The 13,643-nt window shown below is 61.1% G+C and carries 14 protein-coding genes; 12 read left to right on the top strand and 2 right to left on the bottom strand.

Annotated elements, in window-relative coordinates:
* Entirely contained in the window at positions 1-1,290 is a 1,290-nt protein-coding gene (locus QM694_RS09835; RefSeq protein ID WP_415006759.1) for a cytochrome P450, read from the top strand.
* 114 nt (positions 1,291-1,404) lie between these two features.
* Here the strand turns inward: QM694_RS09835 and QM694_RS09830 are convergent, their stop codons facing one another.
* Positions 1,405-1,842, bottom strand: coding sequence for a hypothetical protein (locus QM694_RS09830; RefSeq protein ID WP_415006758.1), 438 nt, complete (start codon positions 1,840-1,842; stop codon positions 1,405-1,407).
* On the bottom strand, positions 1,839-2,543 hold the full coding sequence (locus tag QM694_RS09825) for a hypothetical protein (RefSeq protein WP_415006757.1): 705 nt from the start codon (positions 2,541-2,543) through the stop codon (positions 1,839-1,841). The genes QM694_RS09830 and QM694_RS09825 overlap by 4 nt, the downstream gene beginning before the upstream one ends.
* 65 nt (positions 2,544-2,608) lie before the next feature.
* Here QM694_RS09825 and QM694_RS09820 point away from each other — a divergent pair, with 65 nt between their 5' ends.
* From QM694_RS09820 to QM694_RS09770, 11 genes are all read left to right on the top strand, one after another.
* Positions 2,609-3,811: a nucleotide disphospho-sugar-binding domain-containing protein gene (locus QM694_RS09820; protein ID WP_415006756.1), complete on the top strand. Its 1,203-nt coding sequence runs from the start codon at positions 2,609-2,611 to the stop codon at positions 3,809-3,811.
* 12 nt (positions 3,812-3,823) lie between these two features.
* A complete protein-coding gene (locus tag QM694_RS09815; protein ID WP_415006755.1) occupies positions 3,824-5,074 on the top strand; it encodes a nucleotide sugar dehydrogenase in 1,251 nt (416 codons plus the stop codon).
* Positions 5,075-5,325: 251 nt separating this feature from the next.
* Complete coding sequence (locus tag QM694_RS09810) at positions 5,326-6,201, top strand: glycosyltransferase (RefSeq protein WP_415006754.1); 876 nt, start codon at positions 5,326-5,328, stop codon at positions 6,199-6,201.
* Positions 6,153-6,509, top strand: a complete 357-nt coding sequence (locus QM694_RS09805; RefSeq protein ID WP_415008603.1) for a YhjD/YihY/BrkB family envelope integrity protein — start codon at positions 6,153-6,155, stop codon at positions 6,507-6,509. Before QM694_RS09810 ends, QM694_RS09805 begins: the two co-directional genes overlap by 49 nt.
* Positions 6,510-6,929: 420 nt before the next feature.
* The gene (locus QM694_RS09800) at positions 6,930-7,643 is read left to right on the top strand and encodes a GntR family transcriptional regulator (protein WP_415006753.1); all 714 of its coding nucleotides are present in this window, start codon (positions 6,930-6,932) and stop codon (positions 7,641-7,643) included.
* Complete coding sequence (locus QM694_RS09795; protein ID WP_415006752.1) at positions 7,640-8,695, top strand: extracellular solute-binding protein; 1,056 nt, start codon at positions 7,640-7,642, stop codon at positions 8,693-8,695. Before QM694_RS09800 ends, QM694_RS09795 begins: the two co-directional genes overlap by 4 nt.
* A gap of 71 nt (positions 8,696-8,766) precedes the next feature.
* Positions 8,767-9,981: a mandelate racemase/muconate lactonizing enzyme family protein gene (locus QM694_RS09790; RefSeq protein ID WP_415006751.1), complete on the top strand. Its 1,215-nt coding sequence runs from the start codon at positions 8,767-8,769 to the stop codon at positions 9,979-9,981.
* 3 nt (positions 9,982-9,984) lie between these two features.
* A complete protein-coding gene (locus QM694_RS09785) occupies positions 9,985-11,046 on the top strand; it encodes an ABC transporter ATP-binding protein (protein WP_415006750.1) in 1,062 nt (353 codons plus the stop codon).
* Positions 11,043-11,885 carry an ABC transporter permease gene (locus QM694_RS09780; RefSeq protein WP_415006749.1) on the top strand — a complete coding sequence of 281 codons (843 nt, stop codon included), beginning with the start codon at positions 11,043-11,045 and terminating at the stop codon, positions 11,883-11,885. Before QM694_RS09785 ends, QM694_RS09780 begins: the two co-directional genes overlap by 4 nt.
* On the top strand, positions 11,885-12,685 hold the full coding sequence (locus tag QM694_RS09775; RefSeq protein WP_415006748.1) for an ABC transporter permease: 801 nt from the start codon (positions 11,885-11,887) through the stop codon (positions 12,683-12,685). Before QM694_RS09780 ends, QM694_RS09775 begins: the two co-directional genes overlap by 1 nt.
* Positions 12,682-13,458 carry an SDR family NAD(P)-dependent oxidoreductase gene (locus tag QM694_RS09770; RefSeq protein ID WP_415006747.1) on the top strand — a complete coding sequence of 259 codons (777 nt, stop codon included), beginning with the start codon at positions 12,682-12,684 and terminating at the stop codon, positions 13,456-13,458. Before QM694_RS09775 ends, QM694_RS09770 begins: the two co-directional genes overlap by 4 nt.
* Positions 13,459-13,643 lie beyond the last annotated feature (185 nt).

The following is a 13,643-nucleotide window of genomic DNA, read 5'->3' as shown; positions in this document are numbered from 1 at the left end:
ATGTCTGAGAGCAAAGCTGCGAAGGATGATGGAGCGTCCGCGGCCCGCCGCCGCGCGGCCACCGTTTCGGGCTGCCCTTTCGACCTAAAGAGCCCGGACCTCCAGTCAGGCCCAGAGCGCTTTCAGGCTTTCGCGGAGCTCCGCCGGGACGATCCCGTTTACTGGAATCCCGAATCCGATTCCTCAGGCTTCTGGGCCATCACCCGCTATAATGACGTGGTTGCGGTCGTGCAGGACGCGGAGACCTTTTCGGCCGATGTCCACAACGGCGGCATGCGCATCTTCAATATCCAGGACGTGACAGTCTCACCCCGCGCCCATCTCCTGTCGCTCGATCCGCCGCGCCATACACAGTTCCGCAAAGTCCTGCAGCCGCTGTTTGCTCCCGGCGCAGTCCGCGCTTTCGCACCCGGTATCGCCGCCCGCGCCCAGCGCCTGGTATCCGCCATTGCGGCAAAAGGGAAAGCGGATTTCGTGGCGGATATCGCCATCCCCATGACGCTCGGCCTGCTTGTCGATCTGCTGGATGTGCCGGAAGAGGACGCAGAAAGGCTTTTGCACTGGTCAAATGTTTTCGTAGGTGACGACGATCCCGACTATCAGGCCACTCTCGATATCCGCCAGAAAGCGGTGCTCGACATGGATGCCTATGTTCTGTCGCTTCTGGAGGCCCGAAAGACGGGTGCGGGAGGCGATTTCATTTCGCTGCTGGCGCGTGTCCGCGTGGATGGCGAACCTCTGGATTTCGATGCCTTCACGGTGAATTTCGGCGCCTTCGTGATCGCCGGAAATGAAACGACACGCCATGCGCTGAGCGCCGCCATGCTGGCTCTCAATGATTTTCCGGCCGAGAAGCAGCGCCTAATCGAACAGCCGGAACTCATTCCGGCGGCTGCCAAGGAATTGATCCGCTGGGCCACGCCGCTCATGCATGTGCGGCGCACGGCGATGCGTGATACCGAGCTTGGCGGGCAGCGCATTGCCAAGGGCGACAAGGTGGTGGTGTGGTACAGTTCCGCCAACCGCGACAGGGCGCAATGGCCGGATGCGGACAGGCTGGACGTGTGCCGCTTTGGCCGTGCTTCCGTGCCGCAGCATCTGGGTTTCGGCGCCGGGGTTCATCATTGTCTCGGCTGGCGCTATGCCGAATGGCAGATGGAATGCGTCCTGCGCGAATTGCTGTGGGTGCTCCCGGATGTTCACGTGGCGGCAGCGCCGCGCATTTTGCGCTCCAATTTCATCGCCGGAATCAAATCCCTGCCCATCGCCTTCACGCCGCGCCAGGCCTAGCGCGGGAAGAGACCGATGCGGCCCGATGCCGTTCCTTCGAGATCGTACCCAAGTTCGAGAATCTGGCCTTTGCGCCGTCCAAGCCTCAGCTCCAGCATTGCCCCTTGGACCGCCTCACGAGGCGCCGCACCATTCGCCTGAAGATAGATCAGATACCATTGCGTGCCGGGAAACAGTTTCTCGCCGCCGATGCGGGTTGCGGCTGACGATCTGGTCCCACACCGTGCCCCTTCCCTGCAAGCGGCAGGTCAGCCGGTTATCGGCCAGCACCACGTCCCTTACCATTGCCTCTTCGTCAATATCCGGCAGCCGTTCCAGGCTGGCGCGGACCGTATCGGCGATAAAACTCCATGTCCGCACGCAGTCCGGCATCCGCGCCGTGAGGGTGGCCGATGCATTAGCAGCGCGCGCCTCGGCCCACACGCCGGGTTCGCGCATCAGGTGACGGAAGGTAAAATGAAGATGCGTGGCCCGTGGCAGAACCGGCGCTTCGGCAATCATGTCAGCGGCGCGAATATAAGCGCGCGCTCCCCTGACATAGTTGACATTCATAGCGCTGAGGCTCCTGTGATGCGCAATGTTTCGGGAAGAAGCGGCAGAAAGTCAAAATATCTCTCCCCCGAACCCCCGCGATTCATCGCAACGATAACCTGCCCTTGCGAAAACAATTCCTGCTGTGCGGCAAAATCATCTTGCGCGACAGCCATGCGCGGCGCGCCATGATTGACGGAAGGCTGAAACAGCCCGCCATAGCCAATATAGTTCATGGCGGTTTCGTCGCGCGAAAACCCCACCAGAATTGCGCCCGCGCGCAGGATGTTGGCGATGGATGGAAGATTGCCGATGGCTGCAAGCCCCAGCACATGGCAGGCGTTACGTGCCTTAAGCTCCTCACCGCGCGTCGCCATCAGCCTTGCCATCAGCAGGCGGCCTTCATGCGAAGGATGCACCACGGTTCCCATGCCGAGGTAAATGCTGCCGCCTGCCCTATGGATCAGATCCAGGAAAGGCTGCGGATCATAGGGTATGACGGATGATCTCCGGCACAGGGAATAGGCGGCGAGCGCCGTTCCCCACCACGCCCCCACTGCCACGAGCGAATCCGGATCGGCGAACAGCGCAGCAAACTCTTCAGGCCTCCGGAAGGCCAGATGGCCTTCGGGCGTCCGGCCATGCACAAAGGCATAGAGCGCCGTTACCGCCGTGGCGTCACCTTCGTCAAGAACGCCGATGCGATAACCCTCTGCCTGCACATTCTCTCCTTCGCACCCAAGCGGCGCGGCTGACGCTTTCCATCATAAGCTGATATGACCGCCACATGACCATCCTGATTTCCGCTTGGGGAAGCACAGGCGAGCATGCGGCCCCTGCCGCGCTCTGCGCAACATTGATCGGTGGGGGCGTGACCATCCATGTGCTGGCCAGCGCAGCCCACCGTGATCTCTATCCCGTCGCTGACCCATATTTCCATGCCCTCCCCGCGATCGACCTGTCCAAGGGCCTGCCGCCCCGCCTGCATATCACCGGCGAAGTAGTGCGCCAGTGGATTGATCCGCTTACGGATGAACAGTTTGGCAGGGCACGGCGCATTATCAAGCGGCATGGCATCACCAGCGTTATGTCAAGCTGGATCACGCCCGGCGTCATTGCCGCCGCGCAGGCCGAGGGCGTTCCGGTTGTGCCGCTTCACCTTTATCCGCTGCCGGTGATGGCGGAAGATGATTTGCCGATATTCACACGCTGGCCGCGGCTTACTGGCCGCTGCCGCTCATCAGCACCGCTCAAGCAGTCGGTGTTGCATTATTTCCGTTCGCTGGCGCCCCGGTTGATGGGCTTGAGAGCCTCCCTTGGATTACCGGACGACGGCGGGTTGCTGCCTGGCGCAGGAGGCACGGGCCTTGCACTGTTTCCGAACATCCTGATGCGCACGTCTACGCCTCATCAATTCGTCACATTGCCCATGCCCGGCATCACGCCGCTGCCCTCGGTGGTGACGGATTTTCTTGAACGTGGGCCACCGCCCGTTCTCATTTTCCTCGGATCGCTCACCCGCTTTCACCACGCAGCCATGGAGATCGCGATGACAGAGGTGATGGCGCTTGGCAAACGCTGCATCGCCGTATGGGGTGATGCGCGGCCCATCCGCCTGACAAGACCCGGATGCCTCGAATTCGGGCACTTTCCGATCACCGGCCTTCTGCCTCATGCGGAGGCTGTCATTCATCACGGCGGCATCAACACGGTGGCGGCAATCCTGCGGGCCGGAAAACCGTCGCTGGTTCTCCCGCTCATGGGTGATCAGTTGGATAATGCGAGCCGCCTGGCTGATCTGGGAAGCGCCACCCATCTCCATCCTCGGCACATCTCAGGCGCACGCATCCGCTCCGCGCTCGGCCGCGCGCTGGAACCCGCCATGGCGAACAAGGCGCAAATGATTGCCCACCTCAGCCCTCCGCCTCTTGATGCGGAGTCACAATCCTGCCTGGCGCGTGCGCTTGCCCAGGGCAAAACAAGGCTGTAGGCCTAACCTTGCATGAACATCGGCGTCATCGGCTTTGGTCATATTGGCAATGTCGTCACGGCCTGTCTGCTTGAAGACGGCCACAGGCTTTTGTGCATGGACAGCAATCCTGCCACCATGGCCGCCATTGCGCGTGGGGAAACCACCATCAGCGAGCGCGGCGTGGCCGAGCGGTTGCGCGCCGGACACGACGCCGGGCGGTTGAAACCTGCCCTGTCCCCTCAGGATCTTTCGGCCACAGACCTGATCTTCTGCTGCGCCGGCTCGCCGCCCACAGCATCTGGCGGCTTCGATGCGAGCCACATCATCGCCGCCGCCCGGACGTGCGGAGAAGCAGTGCGGTTGCGCGCCCGTCACTTGCCGCCGTTGCTGCTCGTCTTCCGGTCCACCATGCTGCCCGGCACCACGGAGACCACGCTGGCTCCGGTTTTGAAAGAGGTGACCGGCGAACTGCAGGGCCTCCGGTATGAGCTGGCCGTTAATCCGGAATTTCTCCGCGAGGGAAGCGCCATCGCTGACTACCGCGCGCCCTCCCGCATCGTGATCGGTGAACGCAGGCCAGGCTGTGCCGACCGCTTGGCGGAACTTTATCGCGGCACTCAGGCAACGCTCTTCCGTACCTCTTTTGCCGCTGCGGAGATGGTCAAATACGCTGACAATGCCTTCCACGCGCTCAAGGCCAGTTTCGCCAATGAAATCGGCCGCTACTGTATCGAGTGCGGCATTGCTCCTTCCGAGGTCATGGAGATATTTCAGGCCGAGCGCACACTGAATGTCTCGGCAGCCTATCTGAGGCCCGGTGCGCCCTTCGGCGGTCCCTGCTTGCCGAAGGATGTTGCGGCGCTGGCCGCAGGCTTTGCGGCGCGAGGTATAGAGGCGCCGGTGATTGCCAATATTCTCAGGAGCAATGCCGCGCATGAGGATTATCTCTGTGCGCTGGTGGCGAAACATGCGCGCCCGCCAGCGCGGCTGCTTCTGGCCGGCCTTGCCTTCAAACCTGGCACCGCGGATCTGGCGGAAAGCCCCGCAGTCCGTATCGCACTGCGGCTCTTGAAAGAAGGCTATGCATTGTCAATTTACGATCCGGCGATGATGGGCGCCGTGCATACCCGAGTCCCCTTGCCGGAACAGTTGCAGCCGCTTCTCCACACCACCGTTCCAGCCGCATCCGGGATCGACATGGTGATCGCCATGCAGCCCAGCCCGGTGATCGCTGCCTTTGCAGAAGCCGGAATTCCGGTTCTGGACTTTCACAGGCTCTGACCATGGGCAAACGCATTCTGGTGACCGACTTCCGCGTGCCCGCTCCCGATCAAGACAGCGGCTCCAACAGCACCCTGGCCTATCTCAGCATCCTGTCGCGGGCAGGCCATCAGATCACCTTCATACCCCGGCGCATGGAACCCGATCCGCGCTATGTCGCAGGCCTCACGGCGCTGGGCATCAGCACTGTCCACGCCCCGGAGTTTCCAACATTGGAAGATGCCGTCACGGCGCTGGCGCCGGGCATGGATATGGCGCTTCTCTATCGCGCGGGCGTTTCGGCGCGTGCCTTTGACATCATTCGCGCTGTATCTCCATCAACACGCATTATCTTCCATCCCGTGGATTTGCATTTCCTGCGCACGGCGCGGCAAGCAGAAATCACTGGTGACCCGGTTCTCGCGCAATCCGCAGAAGAGATGCGCGTGCAGGAACTATCCCTGCTCAAGCGCGCCGATGCGCGGATCGTGGTGAGCGCGGCGGAACAGGCGGTGTTGCAGACAGCGCTTCCAGGCCTGCCCGTCACGCTTATTCCCATCATGCGTCCCATCCCGCCGGAACGCCCGGCGCCCGGTTTCCTCAATCGCCGCGACATAGCCTTTGTCGGCGCGTTCGCGCACAAACCCAATGCCGATGGCATCATCTGGTTTGTCCGGGAAGTATGGCCAATTCTCACTGCGCGGGGTTTCAAGGGCCGGCTGCTGATCGCCGGCGCCTTCATCACGCCAGAGATTTCAGCGCTGGCTCGCGCGAACATCGTGGTTCGCGGGCATGTGCCAGACCTTCCCACCTTTCTGGACGGGGTCCGTCTCTCAATCGCGCCGCTGCGTTATGGGGCTGGTGTTAAGGGCAAGATCGTTTCGAGCCTCAGCCTCAGGCTGCCGGTAGTGGCAACCGCAATCGCCGCCGAGGGCATGGCGCTCCGCCACGGCGAGGATGTGCTGATCGGTGAAACGGTGGAAGGCATGGCAGAGCAGATTCTCAAGGCCTATTCTGATCAGGCGCTCTGGCAACACCTGGCGGCAAATGGCTACGAGACATTTCTCCGCCAGTTTTCTGAAACAGCCGGCGAAAGGAAATTGCTGCACTTGCTGGCCGATCTTCAGCATCGCCAAATTTTAGAATAGACCAGTGTCCTCGCCGATGCGACGGAATCTCGGCAGAGTGGCTGGGCGCTTCCGTCACGGCTTCCATGTTTGTACTCGGCAAATTCCTGATCGGCCTCTATGTCGGGAAAAGCGGTGTGGTATCGAGGTTTTGGGCGGTCGGCACCGTCGTTACCCTTTTGGTATGGGTTTATTATTTGGCGCAGATTTTTCTGCTCGGCGCTGAGTTCACCCGGATCTATGCGAACGAGCGCGCCGCCGCCGAAGGCAATCGTTGCTGCCGAAAGTCCGAGCGATGGCAGGCACCGGCAAGAGCGGCGATGTGCTAGGTGAAGCAGCAGTGTACAGCCGCTCAGGCTGGACGCGCAATATGGTCGGCTCGCCCATTTTGGTCGGTTTAGGTCCGGGCTTTACTCGACGCCGCGAAAGATACCTTCAAGGTCCATGGCATCCTGATTGCCGAGGGTGAAGCCTTCGCCGAGATGACGCGAAAGGCGGTCGATTGTCTACTAAGCGGAAACCAAGGGAATTCTTCATTGAACGGCCGCGCAGTGAAGCTGCCGTTGAGCTTCTGCGGCAAGTATACTGCCAAAACGCGAATGTGCGGACAGGCTCTGGGCCAGCGCTAGGCGTAGCCGGGCAGTTGGGCTTTGCACAGAAACGATTTCCAATTTCCCTAGCTTTTTTCTCGCAACATCGGCTTTACAAATCTTCCCATTTTTCGTATCCTGTATACAGGAGACTTTATTGTGATTGCTCACTCCGCCGATGAAATTCATCAATTGCTCCCCTTATCTGGCGCGACGCTCGCCGAACAGGTCGCTGACCGGATTGTCGATGCCATTGCGGCGCGGACTCTTTCTTCGGGCGCGCGGCTGGTTGAAACAGAGTTGGCGGAAGCATTGGGCGTCAGCCGTGTTCCGGTGCGTGAGGCGATCCGAATTCTGACCAGCCAGGGCATTGTTGCAGCGTCTCCGCGGCGCGGTGCGCGGGTGGCCGATTTCGACGCCGCGTGGGCGCGCCAGTTGCATGATGCGCGGGTGGCCATCGAAAGGCTGGGCGCGCACATAGCCGCTGGGCTCATCCGCTCCGATGCCGCTGCGCGTGCCAAACTTGAGTCGCGCATCGCCGGCATAGAACAGGCGCGGGGAAACTGGCTGTCCGTGAACCGTGCCGATATCGCCTTTCACACGGCGATGTTTGAACTGGCGGCCAGCCCGCTAATGCTCACGCTCTGGCATGCAATCTCGCGCCACGTGCTCATCATGTTTTCGATCGAGACCTATCGCGATGTGAATTTCGACCGCGTGGTGAATGAGCACCGGGTTTATGTCGATACGCTTTTGACCGGCAGCGTGCAGGAGATCGACGAGGAAATCGACCGCCATGTGGCGGGCTTGCGGACATTTGCAGGAACGGCGGAACAGGAAGTCATAACAACAGAACGGAGGACAGCGTCATGAAACGCAAGACTGGAATAGCCAAAGGAATTTCACGGCGGGGCGTCATCGCCGGCGGCGTGGGGGCGCTCGCGGCGCCTTTCATCATCGGCAGGGCGGAAGCCAAAGCCGATACGCTACGCATTCTCACTTGGGAGGGCTATGCGGAGCCCGATTGGGTGAAACCTTTTGAAGAGGCGCAAGGGGTGAAAACCTCTGTTGTCTACACGGGCTCGGTGGACGAGATGTTCGCCAAGATGCAGGGCTCGAAGGGCGCCGATTTCGATGTGGTGGCCTTCGATACCTCGAGCTTCAAACGCTACATCGACGGCGGGCTGATCCAGCCGATTGACCTGGGCAAGGTTCCGAACGCGGCCAATCTTGCGCCCGCGTTCCAGAAGGTGGCGCCCATCATGCGGGACGACAAGCATTATGGGCTGCCCTTCGCATGGGGATCGCTGCCGCTCGTCTATGACAAGGCGCAGTTTTCCGCAGCACCCGATAGCTGGAACGTGATGTGGGATCCCGCCAACGCGCAGAAGCTGATCGCCCTTGACGATGCCAACAACTCGATCGTGCTGGCCGCTATGGTTCTTGGCCTCAAGGATCCCTTCAATCTCTCGGATGCCGAGTTCGATGCGGTGAAAGCCAAGCTGATCGAGCAGAAGAAGTTGTTGCTCAGCTATTACGCGGGCTTCGATGACGGCGTGAACATCTTTGCGCAATCCGGCATCAAGGCCATGTTCTCGATGGGCGAGCCGCAGGTGCCAAGTCTCAAGGCAAAGGGCGTTGACGCCGCCTTCGTGATCCCCAAAGAGGGCGCAATCGGCTGGCTGGACTGCTGGGTGCTTTCGGCGGGCGCACGCGACACTGATCTGGCGCTTGCCTGGTTTAATGCCTGTCTCGACAAGAAGGTGGGAGCCTATCTCTCGGACAAGAAGGCCTATGGCAACACCACCGATGAAGAGGCCAACACACGCAACGGCTTTACCTATGCCGACAAGCTGACCTTCCTCCAGACGCCGGAAAACTTCGACAAGCGCGTTGCCGTGTGGAACGAAGTCAAGGCGGCCTGACCTTCAACAGAACCCATCGGGCGGAGAGGAGACTCTCCGCTCCCCCCGTTTCTATTTAGAGATGCATCCGCATGTTCCGGACGATTTCGCCTGTCCTCGATGGTCCAGCGCCCAAGCTCAAGATCACCAATGTCGAATGCCATGCGCTGCTGGCGCCGGATTTCAATCCGGGCTTCACCTCCTCGGCGCAGGACAGTTTTCTGGTGGTGATCTCAACGGATGGCGGCGTCACCGGGGTTGGCGAAACCGATGCCAATCCGTGGATGGCCAAGGCCTGCGTCGAAGCGCATGGCACGCACACCATGGGGCTTTCGATCCGTGATATGCTGATCGGCGAAAACCCGTTCGACATCGGCCGCATCTGGGAAAAACTTTACATCGGCACGGCCATGAACGGCCGCCGCGGCATGGTGATCCACGCCATGGGCGCTGTTGAAATGGCGCTGTGGGATTTATGCGGAAAGGCCGTAGGCAAGCCGGTGCACGCGCTGCTGGGCGGGGCGACGCGGCAATCGATTACGCCCTATGCGTCGCTTCAGCCGGCGGGCGGCAGCTTCGAAGCCTATCGCGACGCCCTGGTGCAGTCGGCGCTGAACGCCAAGGCGCTGGGCTTCAAGGCGGTGAAGAGCGAAGTGACGATGAACGGCCCCTATGCCCATGATGGCATGAAGCAGGGTTATGACCGGCATACGGATGTGGTGGCGGCGGTGCGCAAGGCGCTCGGCCCCGACATCGCGCTGATGGTCGACGTGCAATATATGTGGTCCGATGCGGAGACCTGCCTATCGGTCGTGAAGGACTGGGCGGAATTCGATCTGTTCTTCCTCGAGACGCCAATCTGGTCCGACAACATCGCCGATATCGCAAAGGTTTCAGAACGGGCGCCGATGAAGATTGCCTTCGGTGAATGGCTCGCCACGCGCTTCGAGTTTGCGGAACTGATGGATCACGGCAAGGTGCAGGTGGCGCAGCCCGATGTGGGCCGTGTCGGCGGCATCGGCGAGGCAAAGATCGTCTGCGACATGGCGAAGGAGCGCGGGCTCACCATCGTGCCGCATTGCTGGAAAACCGGCATTTCCATTTCGGCTACGGCCCATCTCGCCTTCGTCACCGATCATTGTGCCTTCATTGAATATCTCCCGCCGCAGCTTTGCCATGAACGCCTGCGCCGCGAACTGGCGCAGGAGGAACTGATCCTGAAGGACGGAACCATCGCGCTTCCCTCCAAGCCTGGCCTTGGCGTCGAAGTGGACTGGGATGTCGTGCGCCGCTACACGGTGGCCTGAGAGATGGGGCTCACGTTCGACGCCATATCGAAGTCCTATGGCGCGAACCGCGTGCTGGAGCCGGTGACGCTTGATGTGGCGGATGGGCAATTCCTGACCATTCTTGGGCCCTCCGGATCAGGTAAGACCACCATGCTGCGCATTGCGGCGGGATTCACCCAGCCGACAACTGGCAGGCTTCGCTTCAATGGGCAGGATATTACAGACGTGCCCACCAACCGGCGGCCGTTCAATACGGTGTTTCAGGACTACGCATTGTTTCCGCACATGAGCGTTGAAGCCAATGTGGGTTATGGCCTGATGGTGCGCGGCGAATCCCGGGAAACCATCCGCCGGAAGGTGACGGACACGCTGGGCATCGTGGGACTGGGCGCGCTGCTTGACAGATTGCCCGCGCAGCTTTCCGGCGGCCAGCGGCAGCGCGTGGCACTGGCGCGCGCCTTGGTGTGTGAGCCCCGCCTCGTGCTGCTCGATGAGCCGCTGGCGGCGCTTGACGCGGAGCTTCGCCGCCAGATGCAACTGTTCCTGAAGGACCTGCAGCGCCGCATCGCCACCACCTTTCTCTTCGTGACGCATGATCAGGAAGAGGCGATCACCATGTCCGACCGTATCGTGGTGATGTCAAAGGGCAAAGTGGAACAGGCGGGAACGCCCGGCGACATTTATTACGCGCCCGCCACGGCTTTCGTGGCGCGGTTCTTTGGCGACAATAATCTGATTTCAGGCACGGTGCGGAACGGCGTGGCGGAAACGGCGCTGGGCCGCCTGCCTGTTTCATCCGCGCTTGGCCTTGAAGGCCCGGCACTACTGGCGATCCGGCCTGAGCGCATTTCGCTCGGGCCCAGGGAGGGGGCAATGCCGATGGCTGCCAAGGTTGAAGACGTGATTTTCGTTGGCGCCATGACTCATCTGAAGCTGCGCCCCGATGGCGCAACGGGCAGCGAGACATTGCTTGTCAAAATTCCCAGCGATCCGCAGCGCGCGCAGATCGTAACCGGCCAGTCGGTCACCGCTTTCATTGCGCCGCAGGATATCGCCGCCGTTCCGCCGGAGGCGCAAGCATGATGCGGCTGCCGTCACGGCTGGCGGTTTTTCTGCTCGTCATGGCGGGACCCTTGCTGCTCGTCGTGTTTCCCATCGCCACATTTCTCGTCATGTCGTTCTGGCGCGTCGAGAGCCAGCAGATCGTCCCCGACGCGACGCTTGCGAATTATGCCGCCTTCTTCGGCAACTGGACCTATCTCAAAACCTTCTTGCTGACGCTTCTGCTCTGCGCAGAGGTGACCGCCATTGGCATCGCCGTGGGTTATCCGATAGCCTATTTCATCTGGCGGCGGCGCGGGCGCACACGCTATGTGTTGCTGCTGCTGTTCATCGTTCCGCTGTTCATGAGCTACATCGTCAAGATTTATACGATGCGCTCGATCCTCGGTCTCAACGGCTTTCTCAACCAGGTCCTGGTGGGGGCTGGCATCCTGAAGCAACCGAGCCTGCTGTTCCTGTATAATCAGACGGCCATCCTCATCACCATGGCGGTGATTTTTCTGCCTTTCGTGATCCTGCCGGTGTTCCTGTCGCTGGAACGCATTCCCCCGCAGCTCATGCTTGCCTCCGCCGATCTGGGCGCCGGCATGGGCACCACCTTCCGGCGCATCATCGTGCCGCTGTCAGCACCGGGAACCATTGCCGGAGCACTCTTTGCTTTTGTGCTGGCGCTGGGTGATTTCATCACGCCGCAGATGGTGGGCGGCCCCTCGGGCTTCACCTTTGGCCGGGTGATCTGGTCGCAGTTCGGCCTGGCGTATAATTGGCCTTTCGGGGCCGCCATGGGAACGGTGCTGCTCATCGTGGCGCTGCTGATGATCGTCACTGGCGGCATCCTCGCCGGAAAGCAGAGGCTCTGATGCGCTCTGCCGGAGAACGCGCTGCCGATCTTGCCTGCGGTGCCGTGGCCGTTCTGGCTTTCATCGTGCTCTATGCGCCGTTGGGGATCGGCGCGCTTTTTTCCATCGTCCCGGTTGACCGGCAGGGCATTCACTGGAGCGATGCCACATTGAGCTGGTACGGAAGTTTCCTGCAAAACCCTTCCATCGTTTCGGCAATCGAGACGACGCTTCTCGTTGGCATCGCCGCCGTGATGATTGCGGCGGCGCTGGCTGTCGTGCTGGCGCTCTATGTGGAATGGGAGGGTGCCATGTTCCGCCGCGCGGTGGAACTCATTGTCTATCTGCCGTTTCTGCTGCCGCCGATCGTCACCGGACTGTCGCTGCTGATCTTCTTCTTCAATGCCGGCATTGCGCGCGGCTACATCACTATCATCATCGGCCATACGGTTTTCGTGCTGGCGGTGCTGTTCCGCCTGGTGCAGACGAGGCTGCAGTCCATTCCGCCATCGCTGTTTGAAGCCTCCTCCGATCTGGGCGCTTCGCGCTGGCAGACATTCCGCCATGTCCTGTGGCCGCAACTGCAATCCGCCGTGGCGACGGGCGCCATTCTGGCGTTCACCCTGTCGTTCGATGAAACATTGATTTCCGTATTCCTGGCGGGCGACGCTACGACATTGCCATTGCGGTTGTGGGCGATGATGCGCGTCGGCTTCACGCCGGAAATCAACGCGCTGGTGACGGTGGTGCTCGCCATGTCGATTGCATTGACGGTGGCGATTGCTCTCCGTCTCAAACCTGAAGACCAGAGGGAAGAATGACTGATAAGAGACTGAAGGATCGCGTGGCGCTGGTGACGGGCGGGGCGCAAGGGATCGGCAAGGCGATTGCCGCAAGGTTCGCGGCTGAAGGCGCAACCGTGATCATCGCCGATATTGACGAGGCCACCGCATCAGCAACGGCAGCCGAGATTGGTGCTGCGGCGGCGCTCCATGCCGATGTCGCCAGCGATGCGTCCGTGGCGGCGTTGGCGGATGAAGTGAAGGCCCGCTTCGGGCGCTGCGAGATTCTCGTCAATAACGCGGCGATCCTCGACATGACGGGGATCTCCACCATGACCATGGCGCATTACCGGCACGTGCTCGACATCAATCAGGATGGCGCGGTGCGGATGACGCTTGCCATGCTGCCGCTCATCAAGCAATCGGGGCAGGGGCGGCGCATCGTCAATATCGCCTCCATCATGGGGGTGAGGGGCCAGCGCGATTCCATTCCCTATTCCGCCGCCAAGGGCGCAATCGTCAATTTCACGCGGGCGCTCGCTGCTGACGTCGGAGCGGATGGCATCACGGTGAACGCGCTCGCCCCAGGCTTCATCAACACGCGCATGGCGCTTCTGCCCGATGGCACGGGCCATGAGCATGACACCGACTGGTTCAAGGACATCTATCTCAAATATGGCCGCATCCTGCTGGGCCACGCGGGGACGCCGGAGGATATAGCAGGCCCCGCGTTTTTCCTCTGTTCCGACGATGCCCGCTATGTGACAGGGCAAATCCTGCTTGTGGATGGCGGTGTTTCGGCGACGTTCTAGGCCAGGCAGCGATTGAGAGCGCTTTCAAGCGATAGACGGTCGAGGTTGCGTCCGATGCTAGGCAAGAGGTGACTTGATGAAGCTTGCAAAGGCCGTGAAATCGAAGGGGATGTCGAAGCTGAAACTCTCCGAACCGATCGCCGCATCGTGCGGCGACGCTGGCACGGGCTCGCAGAACCGGACCT

It is taken from the genome of Aestuariivirga sp., from assembly GCF_047602625.1.
Lineage (GTDB): Bacteria > Pseudomonadota > Alphaproteobacteria > Rhizobiales > Aestuariivirgaceae > Aestuariivirga.
Note: the sequence above shows the minus strand (reverse complement) of the source record. Positions and strands in the feature narration are given on the sequence as shown.